The sequence below is a fragment of the Xanthomonas translucens pv. undulosa genome (genome assembly GCF_017301775.1).
GTDB lineage: Bacteria > Pseudomonadota > Gammaproteobacteria > Xanthomonadales > Xanthomonadaceae > Xanthomonas_A > Xanthomonas_A translucens.
In genome coordinates, this window is record NZ_CP063993.1 from 4,261,563 (window position 1) to 4,286,428 (window position 24,866).

The 24,866-nt window shown below is 68.0% G+C and carries 21 protein-coding genes and 5 pseudogenes; 13 read left to right on the forward strand and 13 right to left on the reverse strand.

Translation table 11 applies throughout. From position 1 onward, the window contains the following. Positions 1-119: 119 nt before the first annotated feature. The 3 genes and pseudogenes from ISN38_RS18155 to avrBs3 form a co-directional block, all read right to left on the reverse strand. A protein-coding gene (locus ISN38_RS18155; protein WP_206712231.1) for an IS3 family transposase occupies positions 120-1,270 on the reverse strand; the annotation gives its coding sequence in 2 pieces (ribosomal slippage) (positions 120-1,015 and positions 1,015-1,270; 1,152 coding nt in all). A 79-nt stretch (positions 1,271-1,349) separates the two neighbouring features. Next, positions 1,350-1,519, reverse strand: a pseudogene (locus ISN38_RS18160) (IS5/IS1182 family transposase); the annotation flags it as partial. A gap of 142 nt (positions 1,520-1,661) precedes the next feature. Next, positions 1,662-3,743 (reverse strand): annotated as a pseudogene (gene avrBs3, locus ISN38_RS18165) (type III secretion system effector avirulence protein AvrBs3); the annotation flags it as partial. Between the two features lie 64 nt (positions 3,744-3,807). On the opposite strand from avrBs3, the gene ISN38_RS18170 reads away from it, so the two are divergent. Together ISN38_RS18170 and ISN38_RS18175 are read left to right on the forward strand one after the other, a co-directional pair. Beyond that, positions 3,808-4,101, forward strand: coding sequence for a transposase (locus ISN38_RS18170; RefSeq protein WP_038237253.1), 294 nt, complete (start codon positions 3,808-3,810; stop codon positions 4,099-4,101). Next, positions 4,098-4,958 carry an IS3 family transposase gene (locus ISN38_RS18175; RefSeq protein ID WP_206711954.1) on the forward strand — a complete coding sequence of 287 codons (861 nt, stop codon included), beginning with the start codon at positions 4,098-4,100 and terminating at the stop codon, positions 4,956-4,958. Before ISN38_RS18170 ends, ISN38_RS18175 begins: the two co-directional genes overlap by 4 nt. A 42-nt stretch (positions 4,959-5,000) precedes the next feature. Here the strand turns inward: ISN38_RS18175 and ISN38_RS18180 are convergent. Both ISN38_RS18180 and ISN38_RS18185 read right to left on the reverse strand, forming a co-directional pair. Continuing rightward, a pseudogene (locus ISN38_RS18180) lies at positions 5,001-6,254 on the reverse strand (type III secretion system effector avirulence protein AvrBs3); the annotation flags it as partial. A gap of 242 nt (positions 6,255-6,496) precedes the next feature. After that, positions 6,497-7,522, reverse strand: a pseudogene (locus ISN38_RS18185) (IS5 family transposase). A 9-nt stretch (positions 7,523-7,531) separates the two neighbouring features. Here ISN38_RS18185 and ISN38_RS18190 point away from each other — a divergent pair. From ISN38_RS18190 to ISN38_RS18200, 3 genes are all read left to right on the forward strand, one after another. Then, on the forward strand, positions 7,532-8,302 hold the full coding sequence (locus ISN38_RS18190; RefSeq protein ID WP_087960525.1) for an NAD kinase: 771 nt from the start codon (positions 7,532-7,534) through the stop codon (positions 8,300-8,302). Between the two features lie 123 nt (positions 8,303-8,425). After that, entirely contained in the window at positions 8,426-9,391 is a 966-nt protein-coding gene (locus ISN38_RS18195) for a 5'-nucleotidase (RefSeq protein ID WP_003473694.1), read from the forward strand. Further along, the gene (locus tag ISN38_RS18200; RefSeq protein ID WP_053008594.1) at positions 9,388-10,206 is read left to right on the forward strand and encodes a spermine/spermidine synthase domain-containing protein; all 819 of its coding nucleotides are present in this window, start codon (positions 9,388-9,390) and stop codon (positions 10,204-10,206) included. The genes ISN38_RS18195 and ISN38_RS18200 overlap by 4 nt, the downstream gene beginning before the upstream one ends. A 98-nt stretch (positions 10,207-10,304) precedes the next feature. Here the strand turns inward: ISN38_RS18200 and ISN38_RS18205 are convergent, their stop codons facing one another. The 8 genes from ISN38_RS18205 to can form a co-directional block, all read right to left on the reverse strand. Continuing rightward, positions 10,305-10,841 (reverse strand): DUF2939 domain-containing protein, encoded by a 537-nt coding sequence (locus tag ISN38_RS18205; protein WP_003471809.1) that lies wholly within the window; start codon positions 10,839-10,841, stop codon positions 10,305-10,307. Positions 10,842-11,118: 277 nt separating this feature from the next. Next, entirely contained in the window at positions 11,119-11,805 is a 687-nt protein-coding gene (locus ISN38_RS18210; RefSeq protein ID WP_108084885.1) for a DUF2461 domain-containing protein, read from the reverse strand. After that, positions 11,802-13,241, reverse strand: coding sequence for an exodeoxyribonuclease I (gene sbcB / locus ISN38_RS18215; protein WP_206712232.1), 1,440 nt, complete (start codon positions 13,239-13,241; stop codon positions 11,802-11,804). The genes ISN38_RS18210 and sbcB overlap by 4 nt, the downstream gene beginning before the upstream one ends. 163 nt (positions 13,242-13,404) lie before the next feature. Then, positions 13,405-14,769 (reverse strand): FAD-dependent oxidoreductase, encoded by a 1,365-nt coding sequence (locus tag ISN38_RS18220; protein WP_108084886.1) that lies wholly within the window; start codon positions 14,767-14,769, stop codon positions 13,405-13,407. 49 nt (positions 14,770-14,818) lie between these two features. Beyond that, a complete protein-coding gene (kynU, locus tag ISN38_RS18225) occupies positions 14,819-16,090 on the reverse strand; it encodes a kynureninase (RefSeq protein WP_108084887.1) in 1,272 nt (423 codons plus the stop codon). 37 nt (positions 16,091-16,127) lie between these two features. Beyond that, complete coding sequence (locus tag ISN38_RS18230; protein WP_206712233.1) at positions 16,128-18,263, reverse strand: FUSC family protein; 2,136 nt, start codon at positions 18,261-18,263, stop codon at positions 16,128-16,130. 32 nt (positions 18,264-18,295) lie between these two features. Next, positions 18,296-18,820 carry a 3-hydroxyanthranilate 3,4-dioxygenase gene (locus ISN38_RS18235; RefSeq protein ID WP_003473717.1) on the reverse strand — a complete coding sequence of 175 codons (525 nt, stop codon included), beginning with the start codon at positions 18,818-18,820 and terminating at the stop codon, positions 18,296-18,298. 42 nt (positions 18,821-18,862) lie between these two features. Continuing rightward, the gene (gene can / locus ISN38_RS18240) at positions 18,863-19,525 is read right to left on the reverse strand and encodes a carbonate dehydratase (RefSeq protein ID WP_003471820.1); all 663 of its coding nucleotides are present in this window, start codon (positions 19,523-19,525) and stop codon (positions 18,863-18,865) included. A 275-nt stretch (positions 19,526-19,800) separates the two neighbouring features. Here can and ISN38_RS18245 point away from each other — a divergent pair, with 275 nt between their 5' ends. From ISN38_RS18245 to ISN38_RS18280, 8 genes and pseudogenes are all read left to right on the forward strand, one after another. Beyond that, positions 19,801-20,340: a glycoside hydrolase family 108 protein gene (locus ISN38_RS18245; RefSeq protein WP_003471823.1), complete on the forward strand. Its 540-nt coding sequence runs from the start codon at positions 19,801-19,803 to the stop codon at positions 20,338-20,340. A gap of 121 nt (positions 20,341-20,461) precedes the next feature. Further along, positions 20,462-21,055, forward strand: coding sequence for a DUF2589 domain-containing protein (locus tag ISN38_RS18250; RefSeq protein ID WP_047325018.1), 594 nt, complete (start codon positions 20,462-20,464; stop codon positions 21,053-21,055). A gap of 12 nt (positions 21,056-21,067) precedes the next feature. Then, positions 21,068-21,697, forward strand: a complete 630-nt coding sequence (locus ISN38_RS18255; protein ID WP_003471825.1) for a DUF2589 domain-containing protein — start codon at positions 21,068-21,070, stop codon at positions 21,695-21,697. A gap of 39 nt (positions 21,698-21,736) precedes the next feature. After that, positions 21,737-21,997 carry a hypothetical protein gene (locus ISN38_RS18260; RefSeq protein ID WP_003471826.1) on the forward strand — a complete coding sequence of 87 codons (261 nt, stop codon included), beginning with the start codon at positions 21,737-21,739 and terminating at the stop codon, positions 21,995-21,997. Further along, complete coding sequence (locus ISN38_RS18265; protein ID WP_108085324.1) at positions 21,997-22,455, forward strand: hypothetical protein; 459 nt, start codon at positions 21,997-21,999, stop codon at positions 22,453-22,455. Before ISN38_RS18260 ends, ISN38_RS18265 begins: the two co-directional genes overlap by 1 nt. Further along, entirely contained in the window at positions 22,448-22,642 is a 195-nt protein-coding gene (locus tag ISN38_RS18270) for a hypothetical protein (protein WP_108084888.1), read from the forward strand. The genes ISN38_RS18265 and ISN38_RS18270 overlap by 8 nt, the downstream gene beginning before the upstream one ends. Positions 22,643-22,683: 41 nt before the next feature. Beyond that, complete coding sequence (locus tag ISN38_RS18275) at positions 22,684-23,463, forward strand: hypothetical protein (RefSeq protein WP_108084889.1); 780 nt, start codon at positions 22,684-22,686, stop codon at positions 23,461-23,463. A gap of 206 nt (positions 23,464-23,669) precedes the next feature. Next, positions 23,670-24,573: pseudogene (locus ISN38_RS18280) on the forward strand (hypothetical protein). The last annotated feature ends 293 nt before the right edge of the window (positions 24,574-24,866 follow it).

Below are 24,866 nucleotides of genomic sequence, written 5' to 3' on the forward strand. Positions count from 1 at the left end.
GCTTGCGGATCATCCGCAAGCCCTTTTTCGTTGCAACACGAAAATTGCCGTGAAAATTAGGCCCCTTTAGGGGTCGTTGGCAGCAGCGCTCGGTGGACTGGCCAGAGTTCCGTAGACACTCAGTTGCGGCTCTGCGCGTAGCGCCTTTCAAACTCTACAGGTGACAGCCCGGCAGCGGAACCATGCCGGCGGATCGGGTTGTAGAACATCTCGATGTAGTCGAACACGTCCGATGCTGCCATGGCGCGTGTCGGGTAGATCCGCCGCTTGATCGGCTCCTTCTTCAAGACGCTGAAGAAGCTCTCGGCCACGGCGTTGTCGTGGCAGTTCCCGCGTCGGCTCATGCTCGGCACCATCCGGTGCGCTTTCAGGAACGACTGCCAGTCGCTGCTGGTGAACTGACAGCCCTGATCCGAATGCACCAGCACACCTGGGCCCGGCTTGCGCCGCCAAGCTGCCGCCACCAGCGCCTGCAGTACCAGATCGCTGGTCATCGTCGACGCCGTCGCCCAGCCGACGATCTGCCGCGAGTACAGATCCATCACCGTCGCCAGGAACAGCCAGCCCTCGTAGGTCCTGATGTAGGTGATGTCCGTGACCCAGACCTTGTTCGGCGCCTGTGGCGCGAATTCCCGGTTGAGCACATTGGTCACCACGCCCACGGGACCACCGTGATGACGTGGCTTGCGGCCGTAGCCGACTTGGGCACGCAGGCCTTCTGCTTTCATCAACCGCAGGACGCGGTGCCGGCTGCAGCGCTCGCCGGCCTCGCGCAGGTCCAGGGTGATCTTGCGATAGCCATACACCGTGCCGCTGGCCAGCCAGTGGTGCTTGATCAGCCCCAGCAGACGCTGATCTTCGCGCTCGCGAGCACTGGCGCCATGGCGCAGCCAGGCGTAGTAGCCACTGCGTTGCACGTCCAGCACCCGGCACATCGCCACCAGACGGAACTCCCGGACGTGCGCGCGCATGAACGCGTACTTCGCCCTTACCCCTTGGCAAAGTACGCGGCGGCTTTTTTTAGGATGTCGCGCTTCTCGGTTACCCGCCGCAGCTCAGCCTTGAGCCGGCGGATCTCGGCCGAGTCGCTCGGCGCGGCCGGGGCTCCAGGGGCCGGTACCGTCTTCTTGGCCGCCTGCACCCAGCCATACAACGTGTGCTTGGGAATCCCTATGCGGGAGGCGACGTCAACCACCGTGAAGCCACGCTCGATCACCTGCCTCTCCGCCTCGGCACGGAACTCATCCGTGTACTGCTTGCTGTTGCCCATAAACACCTCGGTCATTGCCATCAATTATGGCAACTGGATGTCTACGAAAGGCTGGCCGGTCCAATCCGCAGTATTGTCTCAACCGGTACGGCTGATGCCCAGGTTGGCCCCAAAGCGGATAATGCGGTTCGATCAGCGTCAGCAGGGCCTTCCACGGCACCATCTGGTCCATCTCTCCGACAAAAACATTTCCCGGCGCGTCCGCTTGCGCCTGCCGTTGCCCTCCACATCGCCGAAGGTACGCTGCATCGCCGTCGTTCCGCTCGCTCCGGTGTCATCAATGAGGAGCGGCAGGGATTCTGGCAAAAACAGCCAACATTGAGCTACCCCACTGTCAGTAAAGAATTTTTGGCGGATTCCTGTCGACCTTTGATGCCGATCCGGCGGAGCCTCAATGAGGCAATAGCGTCATCAACCATGCGATCTCCTCTTGGTCGAATACCGGGAAATCTTCCGCTGCGCCTGCGAAGGGATCCGCATCTTGCTCACAGAACGCAGCGCTGGACGCTGCCAGTTCGCCGTCCGTCGGCATGCCAGGATCCGGGAGGCCGCCGATCCTGGTACGCTGGCGTTTTACGCCCCAGCTACTGAGGCGGAGCAAAGGCGGTGCATCGCGCTGTTCGGGAACGAACACCTCGGCAGCCTGCTGTGCAGAGGAGCGGTTGACAGAACTCTCTGATCGGGACCGTTTGCGGTTGCTTGCCCGAGCCCGGTCTGCCTCGTGAATTGGGCTGGGCGCGTCCAGTTCACGCTCCAGGGAATCGGCGAATGCATCCACGGACTCCTGGCTCGGAGTTTGAGCCGAAGCAGAGGACGGCTTCGCCCCTTTCACCCCTAATGCTTGAAGGATGCGGTGCCAACGCTGGGAGGCTGGGGGAAGCGTTCCACTGATGGCTTCGAGTTCTGTGACGCCCACACGGCGAAATAGCTGCAACAATCCTTCCCTGCTCATCTCAAACCGCGTCATGGCTTCATGAAATGCTTGCGCTGGGTGGGAGTGGCACTGGAAAAACCCCAGCACGCGAACCACTTGCGCGTGGTCGGCAACCAGATGGGCCGTGCCTTCGGGAACACGGTTATGGGTTCTTGTGACCAATGCCGGCGCGTGCGGCAATCCCTTTTTCACCGCATCCAGCGCAGGACGTCCGCCGAGGCAGGCCAAGGCGACGAGGCGGTCGTTGGTCAACGCGGCCAAGGCCGGATCAGGGCTGGATAACTGGGCAAAAATACTTTCCAGCGCCTGCTTGCCGCCATCTTGGCTGGCGATGGCTACCACCTGGTCCGGGGTCAGGCCATAGGGGGGCTGGCACAGCACCGGCAACAGCCGCTCCACCGTTTCCAGCGCCTGTTTGCTACCGCCATTGCTGGCGATGGCTATCACCTGGTCCGTGGTCAGGCCATAGGGGGGCTGGCACAGCACCGGCAACAGCCGCTGCACCGTCTCCAGCGCCTGCTTGGCACCGATATTGCTGGCGATGGCCACCACCTGGTCCGGGATCAGGCTATAGGGGGGCTGGCACAGCACGGGCAACAGCCGCTGCACCGTCTCCAGCGCCTGCTTGCCGCCATTATTGCTGGCGATGGCCACCACCTGGTCCGGGGTCAGGCCATAGGGGGGCTGGCGCAGCACCGGCAACAGCCGCTGCACCGTCTCCAGCGCCTGCCTGCCGCCATCGTGGCTGGCGATGGCCACCACCTGGTTCGGAGTCAGGCCATAGGGCGGCTGGCACAGCACGGGCAACAGCCGCTGCACCGTCTCCAGCGCCGGCTTGCCGCCGTAGCTGGCGATAGCCACCACCTGTTTCGGGGTCAGGCCATAGGGGTGCTTGCACAGCACCGGCAACAGCCGCCGCACCGTCTCCAGCGCCGGCTTGCCGCCATGATTGCTGACGATGGCCACCACCTGTTTCGGGGTCAGGCCATAGGGGTGCTTGCACAGCACCGGCAACAGCCGCCGCACCGTCTCCAGTGCCGGCTTGCCACCGCCATTGCTGACGATGGCTATCACCTGGTCCGGGGTCAGGCCATAGGGGGGCTTGCACAGCAGGGGCAACAGCCGCTGCACCGTCTCCAGCGCCTGTTTGGCGCCCTTATAGTTGGCGATGGCCACCACCTGCTTCGGGGTCAGGCCATAGGGGGGCTGGCACAGCACCGGCAACAGCCGCTGCACCGTCTCCAGCGCCTGCCTGCCGCCATCGTGGCTGGCGATGGTCACCACCTGGTCCGGGGTCAGGCCATGGAGCGGCTGGCACAGCACGGGCAACAGCCGCTGCACCGTCTCCAGCGCCTGCTTGCCGCCATGATTGCTGGCGATGGCCACCACCTGGTTCGGGGTCAGGCCATAGGGGGGCTGGCACAGCACCGGCAACAGCCGCTGCACCGTCTCCAGCGCCTGCCTGCCGCCATCGTGGCTGGCGATGGTCACCACCTGGTCCGGGGTCAGGCCATAGGGCGGCTGGCACAGCACGGGCAACTGAACCTGTCCCACTGAAACGGACGCCAGGAAGCGATACTTTCACCGCAACCTGGAGGTTTCCATGCAACGCATTACCCGTCGTCGCTACACGGACGATTTCAAGGCCCAGGCGACCGCCTTGGCGGAGTCGGTTGGTCGCGCCAAGGCGGCCCGTCAGTTGGACATGTCGGTCAAGACGTTGGGCAATTGGGTGGACGCTGCGCGTGCCGGCCGCCCGTGCAGTTCTCCCAGCCGCAAGCCGGTGAGTGAGATGGAGAGCGAGCTGGCTCAGCTACGGGCCGAGAACGCCACGCTCAAAATGGAGCGCGAAATCCTAAAAAAAGCGACGGCGTTCTTCGCCAGGGAGTCCAAGTGAGGTACGCCTTCGTCGCGCGTGAGCGGACTCACTATCCGATCCGGATGTTGTGCCGCGTGCTGGCGGTGTCGGTCTCCGGCTTCCATGGGTACCTGCACCGCCGCGATCGCCCGGACCCGGAGGCGGCCCTGCGCGCCGACCTGCGCACGCTCCACGCCGGCAGCCGTGGCACCTACGGACGCCCGCGCATGGTCCGTGCGCTGCGCGCATGCGCGCACGCCGTGGGCCACACGCGCGTGGCCCGGCTGATGCGGGAGGAGGGGCTGCGTGGCAAGACCAAGGGGCGCTTCACGCCGCGCACGACGGACAGTCGGCATGGCCAGCCGGTGGCCGAAAACCGTCTGGATCGTCAGTTCGCTGTGGACAGCACGGTGCCGGCCTGGGCCGGTGACATCACCTACGTCCCGACCCGCGAGGGCTGGTTGTATCTGGCCACCGTGCTCGATCTGCGGACTCGGCAGGTGCTCGGCTACAGCCTGTCCGAGCGGATGCCCGACGATCTGGTACGGCAAGCGTTCCTCAATGCCTGGTCGGCCTCGCCGGTCGGTGCCGGCGTGCTGTTCCACTCCGACCGCGGCAGCCAGTACGCAAGCGGCGACTTCGGCAAGACGCTGGCCGCGCACGGCTTCGTGCCGAGCATGAGCCGCAAGGGCAACTGCTGGGACAACGCCGTCGCCGAGAGCTTCTTCGCCACGCTCAAGAACGAAGAGGCCACCGGCGTCTACGAGACCCGGGCCGCTGCCCACGCCGCCATCGCCAGCTACATCCATGGCTTCTACAATCCCACGCGCTTGCACTCGGCGCTTGGATACCTGTCCCCCAACGACTATGCCAAGACACTGAAGCAAGCCGCTTAACCCCCTGCTTCTTGGCGTCCGTTCTCAGGGGGCAGGTTCAAACAGCCGCTGCACCGTCTCCAGCGCCTGCTTGCCGCCATTATTGCTGGCGATGGCCACCACCTGCTCCAGGGTCAGGCCATAGGGGGGCTGGCGCAGCACGGGCAACAGCCGGTGCACCGTCTCCAGCGCCTGCCTGCCGCCATCGTGGCTGGCGATGGCCACCACCTGCTCCGGGGTCAGGCCATAGGGCGGCTGGCACAGTACCGGCAACAGCCGGTGCACCGTCTCCAACGCCTGCTTGCCGCCATTATTGTTGACGATGGCCACCACCTGGTTCCGGGTCAGGCCATAGGGGGGCTTGCACAGCACGGGCAACAGCCGCTGCACCGTCCCCAGCGCCAGCTTGCTGCCATGATTGCTGACGATGGCCACCACCTGGTCCGGGAGCAGGTGCAGTGGGGCGCCAGTCAGCGCATTGCGCGATGCATGCACGGCCTCCACCGCGTTCACGCCGCCACGTTTTGCAATCTTGAGGAGTTGGCCTGTGACCAACTGTAACGGTGGAGCTCTCAACTCTTCCGCCACCGTGAGCAAGGCCTCCAGGGCCCGTGCGCCCGACTTCTGTTTGCCGACGCCGACGATGTCTTCGTGTGTCGCCTCTGGCAACGCCGCAATCATCTCCGAATACCTGGCCGCTATGGTCCCTAGCGCTGGCGGGTGTTTGCTGAGCTCAACGATGTGCGCGTGTGTAAACCCATGGCCGACCAGTGCCTCGTGGTGCTGCGCCAATGTCGAACGCACCTTCGGTTTGATCTTCTCCTGTTGCTGCTGGCTGTAGCCGAACGTGCCTAGATCCACATGCGCGGCAGGCAAAGCGTCGGAGGTCTGGGCAGAACGCCGCCGCGCCGCCGCTTTGGTGCGCGGCGGCGCGGCAGTGATCGCCGCACTTGCTGAGGGCTGCGGGTCATCTACTGCACGCAGACCCGATTGCACCTCATCCCCCTCTCCTGGAGCAGACTCTGCACGAGCAGCGCCGAAGGAAGGCAATGAATCAAAAGGCGATCCAGCAAAAAGCGACGGATCAATCTGCTGACGTAGCAGGCCGCTCAAGCTGCCCGCTGAAAACGCCGGCGAGCGTGCAGGGGAGGGCGGCGGACTGGTCCGGGATACCATCCGCCGAGCGGGCAAGCCATCCAGGGGACTGCTTGCAGGCGTAGACACCAACCGATCCGCGATGGGCTGGACCGCATCCGGCTGAGATCCGGCCTGAAGCTCGCGAGCAGTACTTGGCGTGCGGGAGCGAATAGGCTCCATCAGTCATTCCTCTTTCAAAGAAGGCGGATAACTTGCAAATGCAACACGTTGGCAGTCCGCGCCAAGCATGAGGGTTGAAACAACGGGGCCAGAGAGAAGTATCCGTTTGAATCAGACATCTCCTCTGGCCCTGAGTTTTCCTTAGAATATCAATGCTAAGCTGCAATGCGTGGCTCAACTGGGCATCGATTCGCCGGAAGAGCGGAAATTTCGCGGTTTAGGGATGCTCTGATCAACGCTTCCTAAAAAGAAGGGTGGCAGCTTTTTGTCGATAAGCGGTTTCTCAGCGCATATTGGGACTCATCCCCAGATGATAGGCGCATGCTTCCCGCAGCAGGCATCAATTGCTTTCGCTCCATCCACAGGTTCAACAGCGCAAACAACGTCAACACCTGTGAGCACCCGAAAGGATGTTCGACCTGCGCGTGCAGGCTGGCTTTGGCGTGCTTCCGGCGCTTGGCCCACTTCCCTTCGCACTTGCTCTTGATCTGCTTCAGCTTCAAGGGTCTTTCTGCGATCAGAGAACGCAACTTGCGCTTGCTCGCCCTCTGCCCGCGCTTCTTCAGCCCGGTGTAGCCACACTGTCACCGCTGAGCGTGTCTTCCTTGCCATGCAATAGCCTGTGCGCCTGTGCGACGTCGGCCACGTTGGCTGCCGTGTGCATTCCAGGTCGTGCATCAACTCCGGAGTCATCGTCCACGCCAGAGTGCGCCTTCATCCCGAAGTCGTACTGATTTCTCTTCTTGGGCTGGTGCATCTGCGGATCGCGTTCGCTGTCCTTAGTTCTTGGTCGGACTGGGTGCACAGATAATCGTTGCGTCCACGATGGTCCCACCCCGCAAGCTCTGGCCCTGGCGCGACAGATGCGCGTTCACCCGGTTGAACAGCTGGCGCGCCAGATCGTGCCTCTCCAGCAACCGGCGAAAGTTCAGGATCGTGGTCACCTCCGGCACGTCATCCAGACCGCCGATCTTGGCAAAACGGCGCATCGCGACCGTGCCGTACAGCGCCTCCTCCGCTCCAGGGTCGCTCAGCGCGTATCACTGCTGCAGAACGTGGATCCGCGGCATCGTCTCCAACCGGTAGGGCTGACGCCCAGGCTGGCCCGAAAGCGGGCAATGCGGTTCGATCAGCGTCAGAAGGGCGTTCCACGGCCGGCATGGCGCGGACCGAGTTTGTTCGGCTCGCCGTTGCGACTGTTCGAGTCCAGGCGTGCGGGCGAGGGCGCGCGGGTCACCGGCGCGCCGGGTATGATCGAGGCCATGAATACTTCCGCGCTGCCTTCCGCTCCCCGTATCTGTTTTCTCGCCAGCACTGCGCCGCCTGCGGTGCTGGCGCGCGATAAGTTGATCGCGCGCTATGGCGACTGTGCGCCGGCCGAGGCCGATGTGCTGTGCGCGCTTGGCGGCGACGGCTTCATGCTGCAGACCATGCACCGCCACGGCGGCCTGGGCAAGCCGGTGTTCGGCATGAAGCTGGGATCGGTCGGTTTCCTGATGAACCAGTACCGCGACGACGACCTCGGCGTGCGCCTGGCGCAGGCCGAGCCGGCCAAGCTGCGGCCGCTGGAGATGCTGGCGCAGACCGAGTCCGGCACCACCACCGGTTCGTTGGCCTACAACGAAGTGTCGCTGCTGCGGCAGACCCGCCAGGCCGCGCATGTCAGCATCGACCTCAACGGCCAGACCCGCGTCGATGAACTGATCTGCGACGGGGTGATGGTGGCCACGCCGGCCGGCAGCACCGCCTACAACTCCTCAGCGCACGGCCCGATCCTGCCGCTGGGTTCGCACACGTTGGCGCTGACTCCGATCGCGCCATACAGGCCGCGGCGCTGGCGCGGCGCGATCCTCAAGGCCGACATCGAGGTGCGCCTGCGCGTGCTCGACCCGTACAAACGCCCGGTCAGCGTCACTGCCGACTCGCATGAGACCCGCGACGTGGTCGAAGTCACCATCCGCGAATCGCGCGACCGCCTGGTCACCTTGCTGTTCGATCCGGAGCACAATCTGGAAGAGCGGATCTTGAGTGAGCAGTTCATGGTGTGAATGCCGGGGCTCGGGACTCGATAAACGCAACTGCTGCTTGGCGTGCTTCGATCGCATGGCCGGTGCCGGCTAAACTTCCGTTATGGGACGCTTTTCGAGTCCCGAGTCCCGAGTCCCCCAAAAATGTCCGACAACGCCCCCCGCCTGCTCACCGTCGCGATCACCTCGCGTGCCCTGTTCGATCTGGAAGAGGGCCATGCCCTGTTCGAGAAGGAAGGGGTGGAGGCGTACAGCGCCTATCAGCGCGAGCGCGAGGACGATGTGCTGGCGCCGGGCGTGGCGTTTCCGGTGGTGCGCAAGCTGCTGGCGCTGAACCAGGGTACGCCGCCGGAGACGCCGCCGGTGGAGGTGATCCTGCTGTCGCGCAATTCCGCCGACACCGGGCTGCGCATCTTCAATTCGATCCAGCACTACGGGCTGGGTATCGTCCGCGCCACCTTCACCTCCGGCGAGGCCACCTGGCCCTACGTCAAGCCGTTCGGCACCGACCTGTTCCTGTCCGCGAATCCGGAATCGGTGCGGCGTGCGCTGAGCCACGGCATCGCCGCGGCGACGATCCTGCCCAAGGCGCCGGGCGAACATGCGCAGGAGGCGGCCGCGGCGGCCGGGGCGATCGATTCCGAGCGCCTGTCCACGCAGCTGCGCATCGCCTTCGATGGCGATGCGGTGATCTTCGGCGACGAGGGCGAGCGTTTTTCGCGCGAGCAGGGCGTGGAAGCGTTCGGCCGCTACGAGCGCGAGAACGCGCGCGAGCCGCTGACCGGCGGGCCGTTCCGCAATTTCCTGTCCGCGCTGCATGCCTTGCAGTCCGCGTTCCCGGCCGGCGAGGCCTCGCCGATCCGCACCGCGCTGGTCACCGCGCGTTCGGCGCCGGCGCACGAGCGGGTAATCCGCACGCTGCGCGAGTGGGGCGTGCGCCTGGACGAGGCGCTGTTCCTCGGTGGCCGCCACAAGGGGCCGTTCCTGCAGGCGTTCGGCGCCGACATCTTCTTCGACGACTCGCAGCACAACATCGACAGCGCCGCACGCGAGCGCGTAGCCGCCGGGCACGTGCCGCACGGCGTGGCCAACGTCATCGCCAAGCCGTGAGCGCGGCCTCCGGCGGCAACCGCGGCGCAGGCGGTCGCTGGGCCACGCTGCGCCGGCTGCTGTGGCCCGACCGCGCGCAGGCGCACGCGCTGCACCCGGGACGGCCCTACCTGGAACGCGGCTGGCGCTACACCAGCCTGCAGTTCAAGGGCGAGGTGACGCAGAGCCGGATGCTCACCTTGTGGCCGCACCTGCTGGAGGTGGGCTATACCCGCAGCATGCTCGGCGCGCTGCTGCTGCGGCCGGATCCGCACTGCATCGGCATCGTCGGCCTGGGCGGCGGCTCGCAGGCCAAGTTCTGTTACCGGCACCTGCCGCAGGCGCGGATCGAGGCGATCGAGGCCGATGCCGACGTGCTGGCGCTGCGCGATGCGTTCCACATCCCGGCCGACGATGCGCGCTTTCAGGCGCTGCACGGCGACGGCGCGCAGCTGCTGCCGCAGCGCGGCGGCCGCTACGATCTGTTGCTGCTCGATGCCTACGATGCGGACGGCATCCCCGCGGCGCTGCGCACGCGCGGTTTCTACGATGCGTGCCACGCCGCGCTGACGCCCGGCGGCGTGCTGGCGGTGAACCTGTACGCCACCGACACCCGCCAGCACGTGGCGCACTTGCGCAAGATCTTCGGCGGCCGCGTGCTGCGGATGGACGAGCCGGAGGGCGACAACCATGTGGTGTTCGCCTGGACCGGCGATGTGCAGGCGCTGGATGCGCGCGCCGCGCTGGCGGGCCTGCCGTGGCCGGCGCGCTGGCAGTTGCGGCCGGCGTTCCAGCGCCTGCAGCGCGCGCTCGATGCGACTGCCTGGCGCCGCTGAGCGGCGCGTCGCCACCTGTAGGAGCGGCTTCAGCCGCGACACACCGGTGCAGAAGGGAATGCGGCTTCGGTGTAATCAAGTCGCGGCTGAAGCCGCTCCTACAGGGGCAGCAGGATGTTGCTGAGCTTCCAGCGCAGCCCGTCGCGGGTGAAGACGCACGGCACTGCGGTGCCGTCGGCGGTGTGGAGGGTGGCGACGAAGCGCGAGGTCGATTCGAAGCGGTGTTCGGCCTGCCGCAACGGTTGCGGCGGACGCGGCGCGGCGTAGGTGTCGCCGCCGACGGTGTCGCCGCTGGCGCGTTTCCATAGCGCATCGCCTTGCAGCAGCGCGCCGATCCCGGCCGGGGTGACCATCGCATCCACGCCGATGCCGCTGACGCTGCCGGCCAGCGACAGCAGCGCGCCGCCGAACAGGCCGGACTGCAGGTCCGGCCCGGCACGGCGCAGCAGCGCATCGTCCACCTGCGCCTTCAGGTTGACCCGCAGGGTGGGGAAGTCGACGTAGCGCTCCAGCGCCGCCGCATCGCGCTGCTGCAGCGCCTGGCTGATGCCGCGGATCGCCAGATAGGGCCCGGCGACGACATAGCCGCCGAGCGCGAGCAGGGCGAGGAACAGCAGCGCCAGCCATTTTTTCATTGTGTGCCTCGTGCGGTGGCAAGCTTTTGCAGGAGCGGCTTCAGCCGCGACGAACGCAGCCAGGAACCTTGGCGGTTTTGCTTGTCTGTCGCGGCTGAAGCCGCTCCTGCAGTGCACCCTGCGAGCAAACCGCAAGCGCCTTGTAGGAGCGGCTTCAGTCGCGACGAACGAAGCGGTGGACGTGCCGCGACCGGGCGGCGTCGGGACTGAAGTCCCTCCCACAGTGCACCCTGCCAACAGGCCGCAAGTTCCTGTGCCTGTGGGACCACGGCCATCTCTAGAATTCCAGATCCAGCGCCGCGCACAGGTAGTCCACGAACGGGGCCAGCGTCTGCAGGTCGGCCGCCACCAGCGCGCGTAGTTTCGGCCCGGTCATGGTGGCGTCGTCGAGCTTGCGCCAGAACACCCAGTTCTTGTGCTTGAGGTCGTCGATGAATTCGAACTCGGCGGGGAAGCCGCGCGGCGGCCGCACCAGCATTTCCGTGGCCTCGAAATCGAAGCGGCGGCGCAGCTTGGGCGCGTGTGCGGCGGCTTTCCAGCTGCCGGGGTTGTCGAAGATGAACTGGCGCACCTTGCGCTGCGTGTCCGCTTCCGGATGCCACAGGCCGGCGCCGACGAAGCTCTCGCCCGGTTGCAGATGGAGGTAGAACGACGGCGCCGGCACCTGCTTGCGCCGCTCGTGGAACAGGCGCGCGCCCTGCCAGGTCTTGTACGGCGATTTGTCGTGGGAGAAGCGCGCGTCGCGATGGATGCGGAACAGCGAGCCGCCGACCCCGCGCGGGTCGGAGCGGAAATGGTCGCTGACCTGGGCCAGGTCCGGCTGCAGGTCGGTGATTAGGCGCAGGAACGGCTGGCGCACGTGTTCTTCGTACTTGTGCCGGTTGTCGTTGAACCAGGCCTTGTCGTTGTGCCGCGCCAGGGCACGCAGGAACTTGAAGCTGGCGTCGCTGAAATAAGAGGTCATAGGGTGCGTTGCAGGTCCTGGCCCCAAGCGGCCAGCTGGTCGAGCAGAGCCTGCTTGGTAGCATCGTCGGGGTGAGCCAAGCGTAAATCGGCGAGCTGCGCGTCGTAACCGTCGAAGCCCAGTTCGGACAGGCCGCTGTCGCCGTGCAGGCGTTGGCGCCTGTAGTCGTCCCAGCGGCCCTGCTCGGCGATCGACAGCGTCTGCGGCCAGTTGCGCGCGCGGTAGCGGAATAGCAGTTCGGGCAGGCGCGGATCGCGGAAGCCGTGCTCGAGCGGCGCCAGCTGCGCCGGCGGGGTGGCGCGGACCTGCGCCATCGCGCGCTTGTCGGTGTCGGCCAGGAAACCGTCGTACAGCGAGGCATCCACGTCGGCCGGGGCCGATGCGCGTTCGTTGCCGAACACGCGGCGCACCTTCTCGGCCAGTTCCGGCCCGGCCTCGCGCAGGCGCGCGGCTTTGGCCAGGATCTGCGCCGGGTCGATCTGCAGGCGCGCGAAATCCGGATCGCGCAGATGCGACCAGGCGACCAGCGCCGGCGCCTTGTTCAGGTGCACTTCCTTCAACGGGATGCGCTGTTCGCCTTCGGGCAGGTCGGCCTGCGGCGTGTACAGGCGGTCGGCGATCTGCTCGGGCGTATAGCGCAACAGCGGTTCGATATCGCCTTCCAGGTCGAACACCAGCACCCGGCTGTCGATGCGCGGATGCCGCGCCAGCGGCAGCACCGGCGCCGCGCACAGGCGTGCGGCCGGATAGCGCATCGACACGTGCAGCACCGGCTGCATCGCCACCACGTCGAGCAGGCCGCCGCAGAAGCGCTTGTCGCGCAGTTTCAGCGCGTAGTCCCACAGCCGCGGCTGGTGTTCGCGGAACAGCCGCGCCATGCCGATGGTGGCGTGGACGTCGGACAGCGCCTCGTGCGCGTCGCCGTCGCGCACGCCGTTGGCCAGCGCCAGCTGCTCCAGCTTGAACGAGGTGGCACTGTCCTCGCGTTGCGGCCAGACGATGCCGTCCGGGCGCAGCGCGTGCATCAGCCGCAGCATGTCCAGCAGGTCCCAGCGCGAATTGCCGCCGCGCCATTCGCGCTCGTACGGGTCGTGGAAATTGCGGAACAGGCCGTGGCGCACGAACTCGTCATCAAAGCGCAGCGAGTTGTAGCCCAGCGTGCAGGTCTGCGGCCGCGCCATCTGCTCGGCGATGCGCGCGAACGCGTCGGCCTCGTTGACTCCATCGCGCAGCGCCTGCTGCGGTGTGATGCCGGTGATCAGCGTGGCGATCGGCGAGGGCAGCAGGTCGTCGGCCGGCTGCACGAAGAAACTGATCGGCTCTTCGATCGGGTGCAGCGCCGCATCGGTGCGCAGCGCCGCGAACTGGGCGATGCGCGTGCGCCGCGGATCGGCGCCGAAGGTTTCCAGGTCGTAGAAGAGAAAGCTGTCGGGCATTGTGAAGTCGGCGGTATGTGGTAGTGGATCGTCGGCCTCGGCTGCGTTGCCGCTTGCGTTACGCATAGGCCGGCTTTTGCAGGAGCGGCTTCAGCCGCGACCAACGCTACCGGGAATGCCGGTCGCGGCTGAAGCCGCTCCTACAGGGTAAGGCAAGATTGGCTCAATGCGCGCTTTCCAGTGGCGCCAGGCGCGCGTGCACGCTGCGTTCCAGCCAGGCCCAGTCGATCCGCGACAGATCGCTGTGGCCCTGCGTGGCCTGCACCAGGATCTGGCGCTGGATCTCGCTGCGCTCCAGCGCCAGCGCATACGGCGTGCGCAGGAAGGTGACCATGGTGTAGTGCGGCACGAAGCGGGTCGGATGGCGCGTCTGCAGCGCCTGCTCCAGTTCGCGCTGCAGCAGGAAGCCGGCATCGCCGACGCGGTCGCGCATCTCGATGTAGTTCTCCAGCGCCATCTGCTGGATCGCGCTGGCGTTGGGCTTGCGCTCTGCCTCGAATGCGGCGTAGGCACGGCCCAGGTTCGGCTCGCGCTGCAGGTGCGCGGCCAGGGCCACGCAATCCTCGAATGCGCAGTTCATGCCCTGGCCGTGGAACGGCACCATCGCGTGCGCGGCGTCGCCGAGCAGCACCGCGCGTGCGTCCAGGTGCCAGCGTTCCAGGCGCAGCGTGCCGAGCAGGCCCGGCGGGTGCTGTTCCCAGTGTTCGGCCAGTTGCGGCATCAGCGGCAGCGCATCGGCGAAGTCGCGTTCGAACAACGCCAGGGCTTCCGCGCCGCTGCGGGTGGTGGCGAAACTGGGCTCGCCTTCGTTGGGCAGGAACAGGGTGACGGTGAAGGTGCCTTCGTCGTTGGGCAGGGCGATGCACATGTAGTGCCCGCGCGGCCAGATGTGCAGCGCATTGGCCTCGATGCGGAAGCTGCCGTCGGCGTTGGGCGGGATTTCCAGTTCCTTGTACGAATGGTCCAGGAACTCGGTGTGCTCGGCCATCGGCGACTTGCGCTGCATCGCCGCGCGCAGCGCCGAGCCGGCGCCGTCGGCGCCGATCATGCTGTGGAAGCGAATGTCGTGCGGCTGGTCGTCGCGGTCGTCGATGAAGCGCGCGTAGCCGGCGTCGAAATCCACCGTGTGCAGGCGCCGGTAGAAGTGGATCTGCGCGCCGGCCTGTTCGGCCAGCTGCAGCAGGGTGATGTTGAGGTCGTTGCGGTGCACCGACCAGATCACTTCGCTGTCGTCGCGGCCATAGCGCTGCAACTGTTGGCGGCCGTCGGCGAAGTGCACCATGCGCCCGCGCATCATCACCGCCTTGGCCATCACCGCGGCGTCGGCACCGGCCTGGCGCAGCGCATGCAGGCCGCGTTCGGCCAGCGCCAGGTTGATCGAGCGGCCGCGCTCGTAGTCCTGGATGCGCGGGTCGCCACGGCGTTCGTAGACGGTGACGCGCCAGCCCTGGCGCGAGAGCAGGAGGGCGAGCAGGGAGCCGGCCAGGCCGGCGCCGATCAGGGTGATGCTGCGGGGGGAGGCGCTCAAGGAAACATCCGGCAAGACGCGCGGCCGCGGCCGCGCAGAAGGGGGCGGCTCAGACGCCGGCCCAGGTTTCCACTTCTTCGACGAAGCGGTAGATGTCGCGATAGCGGGTGTACAGCGGCACCGGGCTGATCCGGATCACGTCCGGTTCGCGCCAGTCGCCGAGTACGCCGACCGATTGCAGGTATTCGAACAGCGCGCGGCCGCGCTCGCGCCCGCCGATCACGCGCAGCGACAGCTGGCAGCCGCGCTGCGCCGGGTCGGCCGGAGTGAGGATCTGCAGGGTCTCGGCCAGGCGCGCGTGGATCAGCGTCTCCAGGTAGCCGGTGAGCTGCAGCGACTTGCGCCGCAGCGCCGGCAGCCCGGCGCGTTCGAACAGCTCCAGCGAGGCGCGCAGCGGCGCCATGCTCAGGATCGGCGGATTGCCCAGCTGCCAGCCGTCGGCGCCGGGCGCGGCGACGAACTCCGGCCCCATCTGAAAACGCGTGCGCTTGTCGTGGCCCCACCAGCCGGCGAAGCGCGGCGTGTCGCCGTGGCCGTGGCGCTCGTGCACGAAGGCGCCGGCGACCGCGCCGGGACCGGCATTGAGATATTTGTAGTTGCACCACACCGCGAAGTCGGGCGCGGCGTCGTGCAGGGTCAGCGGGATGTTGCCGACTGCATGCGCGAGATCGAAACCGACCGCGGCGCCGGCCGCGCGCGCCAGCCGCGCCACCGCGTCCAGGTCGAAGGCCTGCCCGGTGCGGTATTGCACGCCCGGCCACAGCACCAGCGCCAGGCGCGGGCCGTGTTCGCCGATGGCGCGTTCGATTGCCGCCAGCGACACGATGCCGTTGGCGCCATCGGGTTGCACCTCGATCAGCTCGGTGGCCGGATCGAAGCCGTGGAAGCGGATCTGCGAGGCCAGCGCATGCTGGTCGGACGGGAACGCGCCGGCCTCGATCAGGATCGCCGGGCGCTCGCGGGTGGGGCGGTAGAAGCTGACCATCAGCAGGTGCAGGTTCACCGTCAGCGTGTTCATCGCCACCACTTCGTGCGGCAGTGCGCCGACCAGCTGCGCCAGCGGCGCGGCCAGCAGTTCGTGGTAGGTCATCCACTGCGTGTCGCCGCTGAAGTGGCCTTCCACCGCCAGCGTCGACCATTTGTCCAACACCTCCTGCACCGCGGCGCGGGCGCCGCGCGGCTGCAGGCCGAGCGAATTGCCGACGAAGTAGGCCTGGTCGGCACCTTGGTGCTGCGGGAACAGGAATTCGTCGCGCAGCTCGCGCAGCGGGTCGGCGGCGTCGAGCGCGGTGGCGTGGTCGCGGGTCAGGATATGGTTCATCGGCAGCGGGCAGCGGGCAGCGGGGCGAGGGCACAGTCTACCGGTCGCGCTGCGGCGCTTCGTCGGCGGCCGCGGCGGCCACCGGCAGCATGGCGCCGCGCAGCAGGTGGGTGAGGGTGCTGACGCTATCGGCGACGCGGTCGCTGGTATCGGCCAGCGCGGCCAGCGCCGCGCCGTCGCCGGCCTCCTGCAGGTGCGCGGCCAGCGCCTCGGCCAGGCGCCGTTCGTCGTTGCGCAAGGTCGCCTGCGCTGGCGCGGTGCCGCTGCGCAGGCTGTCGGCCAGTTGCGTCAGCGCCGCATGCGCCTGCTGCCGGAACTGCTCCAGCTCCGGCAGCTGCGGCAGCGACGGGCTGTCGCGCAGCACCGCCTCCAGCGCCAGCGAAGCGCGGAGCAGGCGGTTGCCGTTGGCCAGGACCGATTCGGCCAGGGTCAGTTCGCGCAGGTTGCGTTTGCGCCGCGGCTCGCCGCGCAGGCGCTCGATCGACGCCTGCACGTTGGTGCGCGCGGTGCGGGAGGCGGCGCGGGTCTCTGGCAGCGCCTGCAGGCGGCCTTCGAACAGCGCGGCCAGATGGTCGCGATAGGCCAGCAGCAGCTGCGCCAGGGTGGCGCGGATATGCCGGCGCTCCCAGGTCGGCCACAGTGCGTAGGCGACCAACGCCAGCGCGCTGCCGAGCACGGTGGCCTGGATGCGTTCGCCGATCGCCTCGCCCGGGGCCATGCCCTCGAACGACAGCAGCAACACCAGCATGCCGGTCAGCGAGGCCACGCCGAGGCCGTAGTTGACCTGGGTCAGCAGGCGGAAGCCCAGGCAGAACACGGTCAGCAACAACAGCCGCAGCACCGCGCCGTCCATGCTGAAGTGGGCCAGCACGGTGGCCAGCAGCAGCCCGGCGAAAGTACCGGCCACGCGCAACGCGCCGAAGCTGAGGGTGCCGCCGAAATCCGGCTTGAGCACGATCGCGGTGGTCATCGGGATCCAGTAGCCGTGCGGGATCGCCTGCCAGCGTGCGAACAGCACCGCCAGGCTCAGGCACACGCCGCAGCGCAAGGCATGCCGGAACGCGACCGAGCAGAAGCCGAGGTTGGCGCGCAGGGTCTGCAGCGGCGCCAGGGGACGCAGCGCCGCCGGCAACCTGGCCTCGGCCAGCTCGGCCTGGATCTCGCCGCGGCTGCTGGCCCAGTGGCCGTTGCGCACCAGCGCGCGCAGTTGCCCGCCCAGGCCCTGCACGCGGGCCACGGCGATGCGCAGCAGGCGCCGCTCGCGGGTGTCCGCGGCTTGCGCCTGCGCTTGCGCCAGCGCGTCGGCCAGATCGTCGAAGCCGGTCATCGAGGCCTCCGCCGCGGCCGGGTCCTCGGCGTTGTCCAGCGCGTGGGCGAGCTGGTCCAGCACCACCGCGCTGCGTTCCAGCACGCGCTCGATCGGCAGCCGCGCGGGCGACACCTCGTCCAGGCGCCCGTGCAGGTCGGCCAGGGTCAGCAGTTCCAGCCGCGCGCGTTCGCACAGCTCGGCGATGATCCGGAACGACTGCACCGCCAGCCCGCGCGAGCGATGCTCGCCGTGCAGCATCACCATCGCCTCGAGCACCGCCTCGGTGGCCGGCGGCGCCAGCGTCGCGCTCGGCCGCTGGCGGGCGATGCCGGCCAGCTGGCGCATCAGTTCGGCCAGCGCGAACCGCTCCGGGCGGTAGCGCTGCAGCGGCCAGGCGGCCAGCGCCATCAGCATCTGCAGCACGCCGCCGGCGAAGATCAGCGCGGCCACGCCGACGCTCTGCGCCGCCGGCAGGCGTACGTCGGCGCTGACTACCAGCAGGATCATGCTGGTCAGCCCGACCCGCGCCGCGACCGGGCCCAGCGCCACCAGCAGGCCGCCGCCCAGCCCCAGCAGCAGCGCCGCCAGCGCCAGCGCCGCGGTGTGCGCGCCGATCAGCATGCCCAGCAACGCCGCGCCGCCGGCGGCCAGCGCCGCCATCAGCATGCGTTGCATGCGCGCACGGTACGGCCCGGGCTGGTCGGAGAACATGGTGTTCAGTGCGCCGGTGGCCATCGCCAGGCCGAGTTCGGCATGGCCGCCGGCCACGCCTACGGCGAGCGTGGCGACCACCGCGAAGGTGTTGCGCAGGGCCACGCGCAGCGGAACGTCGCGCGGCTTCAGCGCGATCAGGCCATGCAGCAGCGCGGACCCGGCACCGCGGTCGGCGAGGGCGCTCACGGCGCGGTGGCGGGCGCCGGCAGCGGGTGCACCTGTCCGCACTGGTCGCAGGTGCGCAACGCCTCGGAGGCGTAGAAGCGCGCGAATACCGGCGGGAAATCGGTCTCGATGTTGCGCAGCGGGAAGTAGTCTGCGTACAGCAGGTGATTGCAGCGTTCGCAATACCACTGCAGGCCGTCGTTCTCGTGCGGCAGGCGCCGGCGTTCGATCACCAGGCCCACCGAATCGGGCCCCCGCTGCGGCGAATGCGGCACCTTCGGCGGCAGCAGGAAGGTCTCGCCGGCGCGGATCGGGATCTCGCGCACCGCGCCGTCTTCCTGGATCTTCAGCAGCATCTCGCCCTCGAGCTGATAGAACCACTCAGGGCCTTCGTCGTAGTGGAAGTCCGTGCGTGCGTTCGGCCCGCCGACCACCATCACGATGAAGTCGCCGGCATAGATGCACTTGTTGCCCACCGGTGGTTTCAGCAGGTGCCGGTGGTCTTCGATCCAGGCGTGCAGGTTCAGCGGGGCGGGCAGCATGCGGGGTCCTTGGGTGGTCGCGGCGGCGCGGACGCCGCCGGATCAGCGATCCTCGCGGTCCTGGCAGATCCGCGCCAGTGCCGCATCGTAGCGCGGCGCCAGGTCCTCGATGCGCTCCAGTTCCATGCCCAGGTCGTGCACGCGGCCGTCGCGCAGGCTGTAGACCCAGCCGTGCACGGTCAGTTCCTGGCCGGCCGCCCAGGCGTCGCGCACGATCGAGGTACGGCTGACGTTGACCACCTGCTCGAGCACGTTGAGTTCGCACAGCCGCGCGTGCTGCAGGGTCAGATCGCCGGCCTGCTGCAGGCAGCCGTCGTGCTTTTCGGCCACGTCGGTGACATGGCGGATCCAGTTGTCGACCAGGCCCAGGCGCGCGCGGGTCAGTCCGGCATGCACGCCGCCGCAGCCGTAGTGGCCGACCACCAGGATGTGCCGGACCTTCAGCACTTCGACCGCGAACTGGATCACCGACAGGCAGTTGAGGTCGGTATGCACGACCACGTTGGCGATGTTGCGGTGGACGAACACCTCGCCCGGCGCCATGTCGATGATCTGGTTGGCCGGTACTCGCGAATCGGAGCAGCCGATCCACAGATATTCCGGGGTCTGCTGCTTGGACAGGCGGCCGAAGAAGTCCGGATCCTCGCGATTGATTCGCTCGGACCAGGCGCGGTTGTTGTGCAGTAGCTGATCGATTTTGCTCATAGCCGCGCATTATTCCAGAAGCCGGCGCGCGCATGCAGCCGCGATGGCAGCGCCGGGCGCATCGGTTCATCGGCCAGCGCGCCGGGCGCCGGCACACACGCCTGCGTATGGGGCGGCGCAGCGCGCGGCGGGGGTGCGGGCGACACCGCGCCGGCAGGGCACGCAGGCTCAGCGTCTGCGCGCCGCCGTATCGGGTTTTTGCCGATCCCGCCGCCTGCGCCCGCTCGCCACACTTCCTCCAAGCCCGCTGACGGGCGCACTCCTGGAGGATCGCAATGGCCGACTTCAACGCGTTTTTCCCTACCTTGCTCAAGCACGAGGGCGGCTTCGTCAACGATCCGGTGGATCCGGGCGGCGCCACCAACAAGGGCATCACTTTGGGTACCTTCCGCCTCTACGCCAAGTCGCTGCTGCAACTGGAACCCAGCCTGGACAACCTGCGTGCGCTCAGCGACGCCCAGGCCGCGGTGATCTACAAGGCCTGCTACTGGAATGCGGTGCACGGCGACGAGATCGCGCTGCAGCCGCTGGCCGAGATCCTGTTCGACTTCCAGGTCAATGCCGGCAGCAACGCGACCAGGCTGCTGCAGCGCGTGCTCAACGACCAGAAGCCGACGCTGCAGTTGCCTGCGGATGGCAAGTTCGGCGCGGCCACCCTGGCGGCGCTGCAGGCGGCCGACCAGCGGGACCTGTATACGCGCTACAAGCAGGGCCGCCGCGACTACTACCGGCGCCTGGTCGATGCCAAGCCCGCGCTCGGCAAGTTCCTCAGGGGCTGGCTGGCCAGGGTCGACGCGTTTCCCGATCTGAACTGAGCGTGCGCCGCCGCGCCGCTGCGCACGCATCCCGCTGCCGGCGCGGCGGGTGCGCCAGCGTGCTGCGCGACACCGATCCGCTGCCGTCGCCGACGGCAGCCCCCTTTCTCCAGGAGCGAACATGGCTGGGCAGACCGCATTGAATGACCTGATCGAAGCGTTGGCCGGTGCGGTGATCGAGGCGCAGGACCGCATCGAACAGCACCAGATGGCCAACCTCGGCGATTACTTCGACGAGTTCCACCGGCCCAAGAGCGTGATCATCCGCCTGCCGTCGCAGCATCCGCAGGCCGGCGAGGACGACGAGGACTACTACCGCGCGCCGCTGCTGCCGCTGGTCTCGACCAATGTGCTGCGGATCAAGGACGTGGAGATCAGCTTCGACGCGCAGCTCGGCGACATGGGCGGGCTGCAGTCCAGCGAAGGCTTCTACGCGCCGCCGCCGCCGGCAACCGATCCCGCCGCGGCGCAAGGCGCCTGGCGCTCCAAGCGCAGCGCGGCCAAGTCCAGCGTGCGCGTGGACACCAGCGCCAGCGCGAAGAGCCAGCGCCACAGTGCCGTCCACGTGGTGTTGCGCGTGGAAGGGACCGAACCAACTGACGGAGCGGCCAGGCTGATGAATCACCTGGCGCAGACGCAGGGCGTGTTCAAGACGGTCATGGCCGACAAGCCGACCGCCGCGGGCACGGACGATGTCACCAATCCACCTACCTAAGGAGTTACTGCAATGCCTGACGAACTCGTAAACATCTCCAGTCAGTTCAAGGGTCTGCCGATGGCCGACCTGATCGGCGGTCCGCTGGATGCGGCCTGCGACGCGCAGGTCAAGCTGGCCCGCGCCACCGCCGATTTCATCCGCGTCATCGGTTTCATGCCGCCGGACGCCGGCAGCACCGATCCGCAAGCCCTCGGCGCCACCCGCACCGCGAGCTTCCGCTTCAAGCGGCCGGTCGACGACCCGACCACCGCCGGCGGCATCGCCGAAGAAGAAGTGGAGCTGGAAGTGCCGTTGCTGGCGATCGTCAATGTGCCCAGCCTGAGCATCCGCACCGTGGACGTCACCTTCGACATGGAAGTGAAGTCGTCCTTTTCCGAGAAGTCCTCCACCGACGCGTCGGCCTCGCTGTCGGCCGACATGGAATTCGGCTGGGGCATGTTCAAGGCCAAGGTGCATATCCAGGGCTCGGTGGCCACGCACAAGGAGAACACCCGAAGCTCCGACAACGCGGCCAAGTACCACGTCTCGGTGCACGCCGAGGACCGGGGCATGCCGGAAGGCCTGGCAAGGGTGATGGACATCCTGCAAAGCTCGGTGGCGCCGCGCAAGGTCGGCGCGCCGGTACCGGTTGCCGCGTAAGGCACTAGTTGGACCATCTCGTCGGGGGACTCGTCAACGATGTTCGACCTCACTGAAGTCAAGTTCGTCAAGCGGGTCGTGGTCGGCAGCGACAACCCGACGCAGATGCAAACGCCCGAGCAGGTCGAAGCGGCCCGGGCCTTGCTCAACCGCTGCCTGAGCGATACGCCGAAGGGCGCGATCATCGGCACCGAAAAGAATTTCGCCGTGCTCCAGGTCGGCGAGCACCAGGTGGTGATGCAGTGGCTGTGCTACCACGTGGGATTTCCGCGCAGGCCCGCCTGGCTGAAGGACGAATGATGCGCGCGCTGCGCTGCGAGTTCGATCTGTTGCTGCAGGGCCTGTCGGCAGCGTTGCTGGATGCGCAACAGCGCTGCCGTGCCCGCCACGAACAGGTGTTGCGGGCCTGCTTCGGCGGCGAGGCCACGCTGCCGCTGGCAGCGGCCACGGACGACGCGCCGTCGCTGCAGATCCCGTTGTGGGAACTGCGGGCCTTTCAAACTCCGCAGATCGGGCAACTGACGCTGGCCTTCGAGGTCGAGCTGGCTGTGCTGGACATGCCCGACGAAGCGCCGCGCCTGCTGTTGCAGGTGCTGCCGCGCAAGCCGCGGCGACCCGGCCACCGCCTGCAGATCGTGTTCGAGGGCACGCACGCGCCGCTGGGCGAAGTGCTGTTCGACGGACAGCGGCTGAAACTCTGGAACCTGCAGCGCCCACCTGGCGCGCAGCAACTGCCCACGGAGCCAGAGCATGCCTAGACACGGTTTTGTCCTGTCGCGGCGCGACACCGACCAATGGTGCCGGGAGCTGCGGATCGACCTGCTGTCGCTGGCCCGCGCGCAGCGCCGACGGCGGCGCAGGCGCATCGCCTCGGCGCTGTTCGCGGTGCTGTCGGCATGCGCCGCGTTGCTGGCCATCGCCTATTTCTTCGCGCTGCCGTGGTGAGCGGCGGCCGCTGTCCCATCCATTCCCAACAGGAGAGTCGCATGGCCATCCAAACGCGTCGTTTGCCGCCCCCACGCCGCTGGCCGGCGCTGTGCCTGGCGCTGGCGTTGCCGCTGAGCGCCAGCGCCGCACCGTTGCCGCCATCGGCACCTGCAGCGCCTGCAGCGCCCGCAGCACTGCCGGCCGGCGACTGGCGCGGCAGCCTGGCGCTGGATGCGCGGCGCATGGCCGCGGTGCAGCTGCTGCAAAAAGCCGGCAAGACCCGCCTGCAGTTCGGCGCGCCGCTGAACTGCGGGCTGAACCTGCTCGCGCAGGACGGCGCTGCCTACCGTCTGGAGTCGATCAACGGCGGCATCTATTGCGACAGGCTGCTGGGCAAGACCCTGACCGCGCAGCGCAGCGCCGACGACCTGCAACTGCGCATCGACGGCACGCCGCTGCCGCTGCTGCTGCTGCTGCACAGCTTGCCGGCGCCGGCGAGTGCGCTGCAGGGCAACTGGCGCCTGCTCGCAGGCACCAGCGGCGCCAGCCGCCCCGCGGCGCTGACCCTGAAGATCGCCGCCACGCCGTTGGCGCCCGGTGCCGCCGTGGCCACGCTGCGCTACGGCAGTCCGCGCGATTGCCAGATCGAAGCGCGCTATGCCGGCACGCGCGACACCACCGTGGTGCTGTCGCTCGGCGTGAACGACGCCGGCTATTGCGGGCGTCTGAGCGATGGCCAGGCCGAACTGCAACCGCAGCAGGACGGGAACGTCAGCCTGCAGATCTTCGACCGCCTCGGCACCCGCGCCGACAGCGGAACCCTGCAGCGCATGCCTTAGCCCGGGCGACCTCCGCCCCCCGCCACACGGCGGCGGGGCAGCACGCCTCTGTCGCCGCCGGCCCCTCCAGGAGTGCTCCGATGAACGCATGGATCCAGCCCCTGGGCGCGGCGGCACGGCGCTGGCTTGCCGGCGTCGGCACGGCCGCCGCCGCGCGGGTTCCGCCGCCGGGCATCCTGCCGCAGCTGCGGGTGGAGTGCGAGGCGATGGCGCGTTACGCGCTCGAACACGGCATGGCGGTTCCGCCGGAACTGGTTGCGCGCCTGTCGGCGTTGCTGGACGGCATCGCGCCCAGCGCCGCCGGCAGCGAGCACGGCGCGTACGAGCTGGCGGTGACGCATCGGCGGCTGGCGCAGATCATCCGCCCGGCGACGCCGCAGGCGGTGTTCGCTCGATGCCGAGCGCCGCCGCCGGCACTGGGCGACCTTGCTCGGCCCCTTGCCGCTGGTGCGCGCGCTGACCGCGACCTCGCTGCTGTTCCTGTTCGCGGTGGTGGCATCGGCCTTGTCCGATGATGTCAGCGCCGACAACGTGCGCCTGGGGTTCCTGGATTCCTCCGGCAGCGTGCTGCTGTGGAATGCCGTGTTCCTGCTGTCCTGCGCCGGCCTGGGCGCCTCGTTCTCGTCCCTGTTCCATGTGCATCGCTACGTCGCCAACGCCATCTACGATCCCAAGTTCGACGCGTCCTACGGCGCGCGCATGATCCTGGGCCTGATCGCCGGGCTGATCCTGGTCGAGGTCCTGCCCGGCGACCTGTTCGAGAGCGGCGGCATGCGCACGTTCGGCAAGCCGACCCTGGCGATGCTGGGCGGATTTTCCGCGACCGCGGTGTACCGGTTGCTGCAGCGCCTGGTCGATTCCATGGAAACGCTGGTGCGCGGCGACGCCGCGGCGCAGACCCAGGCGACGCTGGAGGTGCAGCGCGTCGGCAACGATTCCGAACGCATGCGCTGGCAGGGCGAACTGGCCGCGCAGCTGATGGCGCTGCAGCAGTCGATCGACGCCGGCACGCCGCCTGCCGCAGTCCAGCAGCGGCTCGCCGAGTTCGCCCGCGCGATGCTGCAGGCGGACAACCCGGCGCTTCCGGCCGCGCTGCCGAAGCCGGACTGATCGCCGCCGCCGCCACGCCGCTGCCGGCGCCTGCCGTTGCGCCGCCGGCGGCGTGTTCGCGTGCGCGCCGGCGGCGCGGCAGGCACGACGTTTTCTCCGCTGCCAAGCACACGTTGCGCGCCGTTGCGATAGCGCCTGTCTACGCATCGAGACGAATGCGCGAATCTCTGCAAGTTCAGGTATGGCCGCCACCCATATCAGCCTGCGGCCGATGGCTGCGATTGCGCGGCGTGACAAGCTGATTGTGCCGCGCAAGTGAGGTAACGCTGTCGCATCGGCTCAAAAGGGGCGTG

What these genes read in the sequence shown, in the direction of transcription:
- can (WP_003471820.1), bottom strand. Translation starts at nt 19,525, where the DNA reads ATGAGCAAAATCGATCAGCTACTGCACAACAACCGCGCCTGGTCCGAG.
- ISN38_RS18210 (WP_108084885.1), bottom strand. Translation starts at nt 11,805, where the DNA reads ATGACCTCTTATTTCAGCGACGCCAGCTTCAAGTTCCTGCGTGCCCTG.
- ISN38_RS18270 (WP_108084888.1), top strand. Translation starts at nt 22,448, where the DNA reads ATGCCTAGACACGGTTTTGTCCTGTCGCGGCGCGACACCGACCAATGG.
- ISN38_RS18195 (WP_003473694.1), top strand. Translation starts at nt 8,426, where the DNA reads ATGTCCGACAACGCCCCCCGCCTGCTCACCGTCGCGATCACCTCGCGT.
- ISN38_RS18275 (WP_108084889.1), top strand. Translation starts at nt 22,684, where the DNA reads ATGGCCATCCAAACGCGTCGTTTGCCGCCCCCACGCCGCTGGCCGGCG.
- ISN38_RS18265 (WP_108085324.1), top strand. Translation starts at nt 21,997, where the DNA reads ATGCGCGCGCTGCGCTGCGAGTTCGATCTGTTGCTGCAGGGCCTGTCG.
- ISN38_RS18205 (WP_003471809.1), bottom strand. Translation starts at nt 10,841, where the DNA reads ATGAAAAAATGGCTGGCGCTGCTGTTCCTCGCCCTGCTCGCGCTCGGC.
- sbcB (WP_206712232.1), bottom strand. Translation starts at nt 13,241, where the DNA reads ATGCCCGACAGCTTTCTCTTCTACGACCTGGAAACCTTCGGCGCCGAT.
- ISN38_RS18170 (WP_038237253.1), top strand. Translation starts at nt 3,808, where the DNA reads ATGCAACGCATTACCCGTCGTCGCTACACGGACGATTTCAAGGCCCAG.
- ISN38_RS18250 (WP_047325018.1), top strand. Translation starts at nt 20,462, where the DNA reads ATGGCTGGGCAGACCGCATTGAATGACCTGATCGAAGCGTTGGCCGGT.
- ISN38_RS18255 (WP_003471825.1), top strand. Translation starts at nt 21,068, where the DNA reads ATGCCTGACGAACTCGTAAACATCTCCAGTCAGTTCAAGGGTCTGCCG.
- ISN38_RS18235 (WP_003473717.1), bottom strand. Translation starts at nt 18,820, where the DNA reads ATGCTGCCCGCCCCGCTGAACCTGCACGCCTGGATCGAAGACCACCGG.
- kynU (WP_108084887.1), bottom strand. Translation starts at nt 16,090, where the DNA reads ATGAACCATATCCTGACCCGCGACCACGCCACCGCGCTCGACGCCGCC.
- ISN38_RS18260 (WP_003471826.1), top strand. Translation starts at nt 21,737, where the DNA reads ATGTTCGACCTCACTGAAGTCAAGTTCGTCAAGCGGGTCGTGGTCGGC.
- ISN38_RS18245 (WP_003471823.1), top strand. Translation starts at nt 19,801, where the DNA reads ATGGCCGACTTCAACGCGTTTTTCCCTACCTTGCTCAAGCACGAGGGC.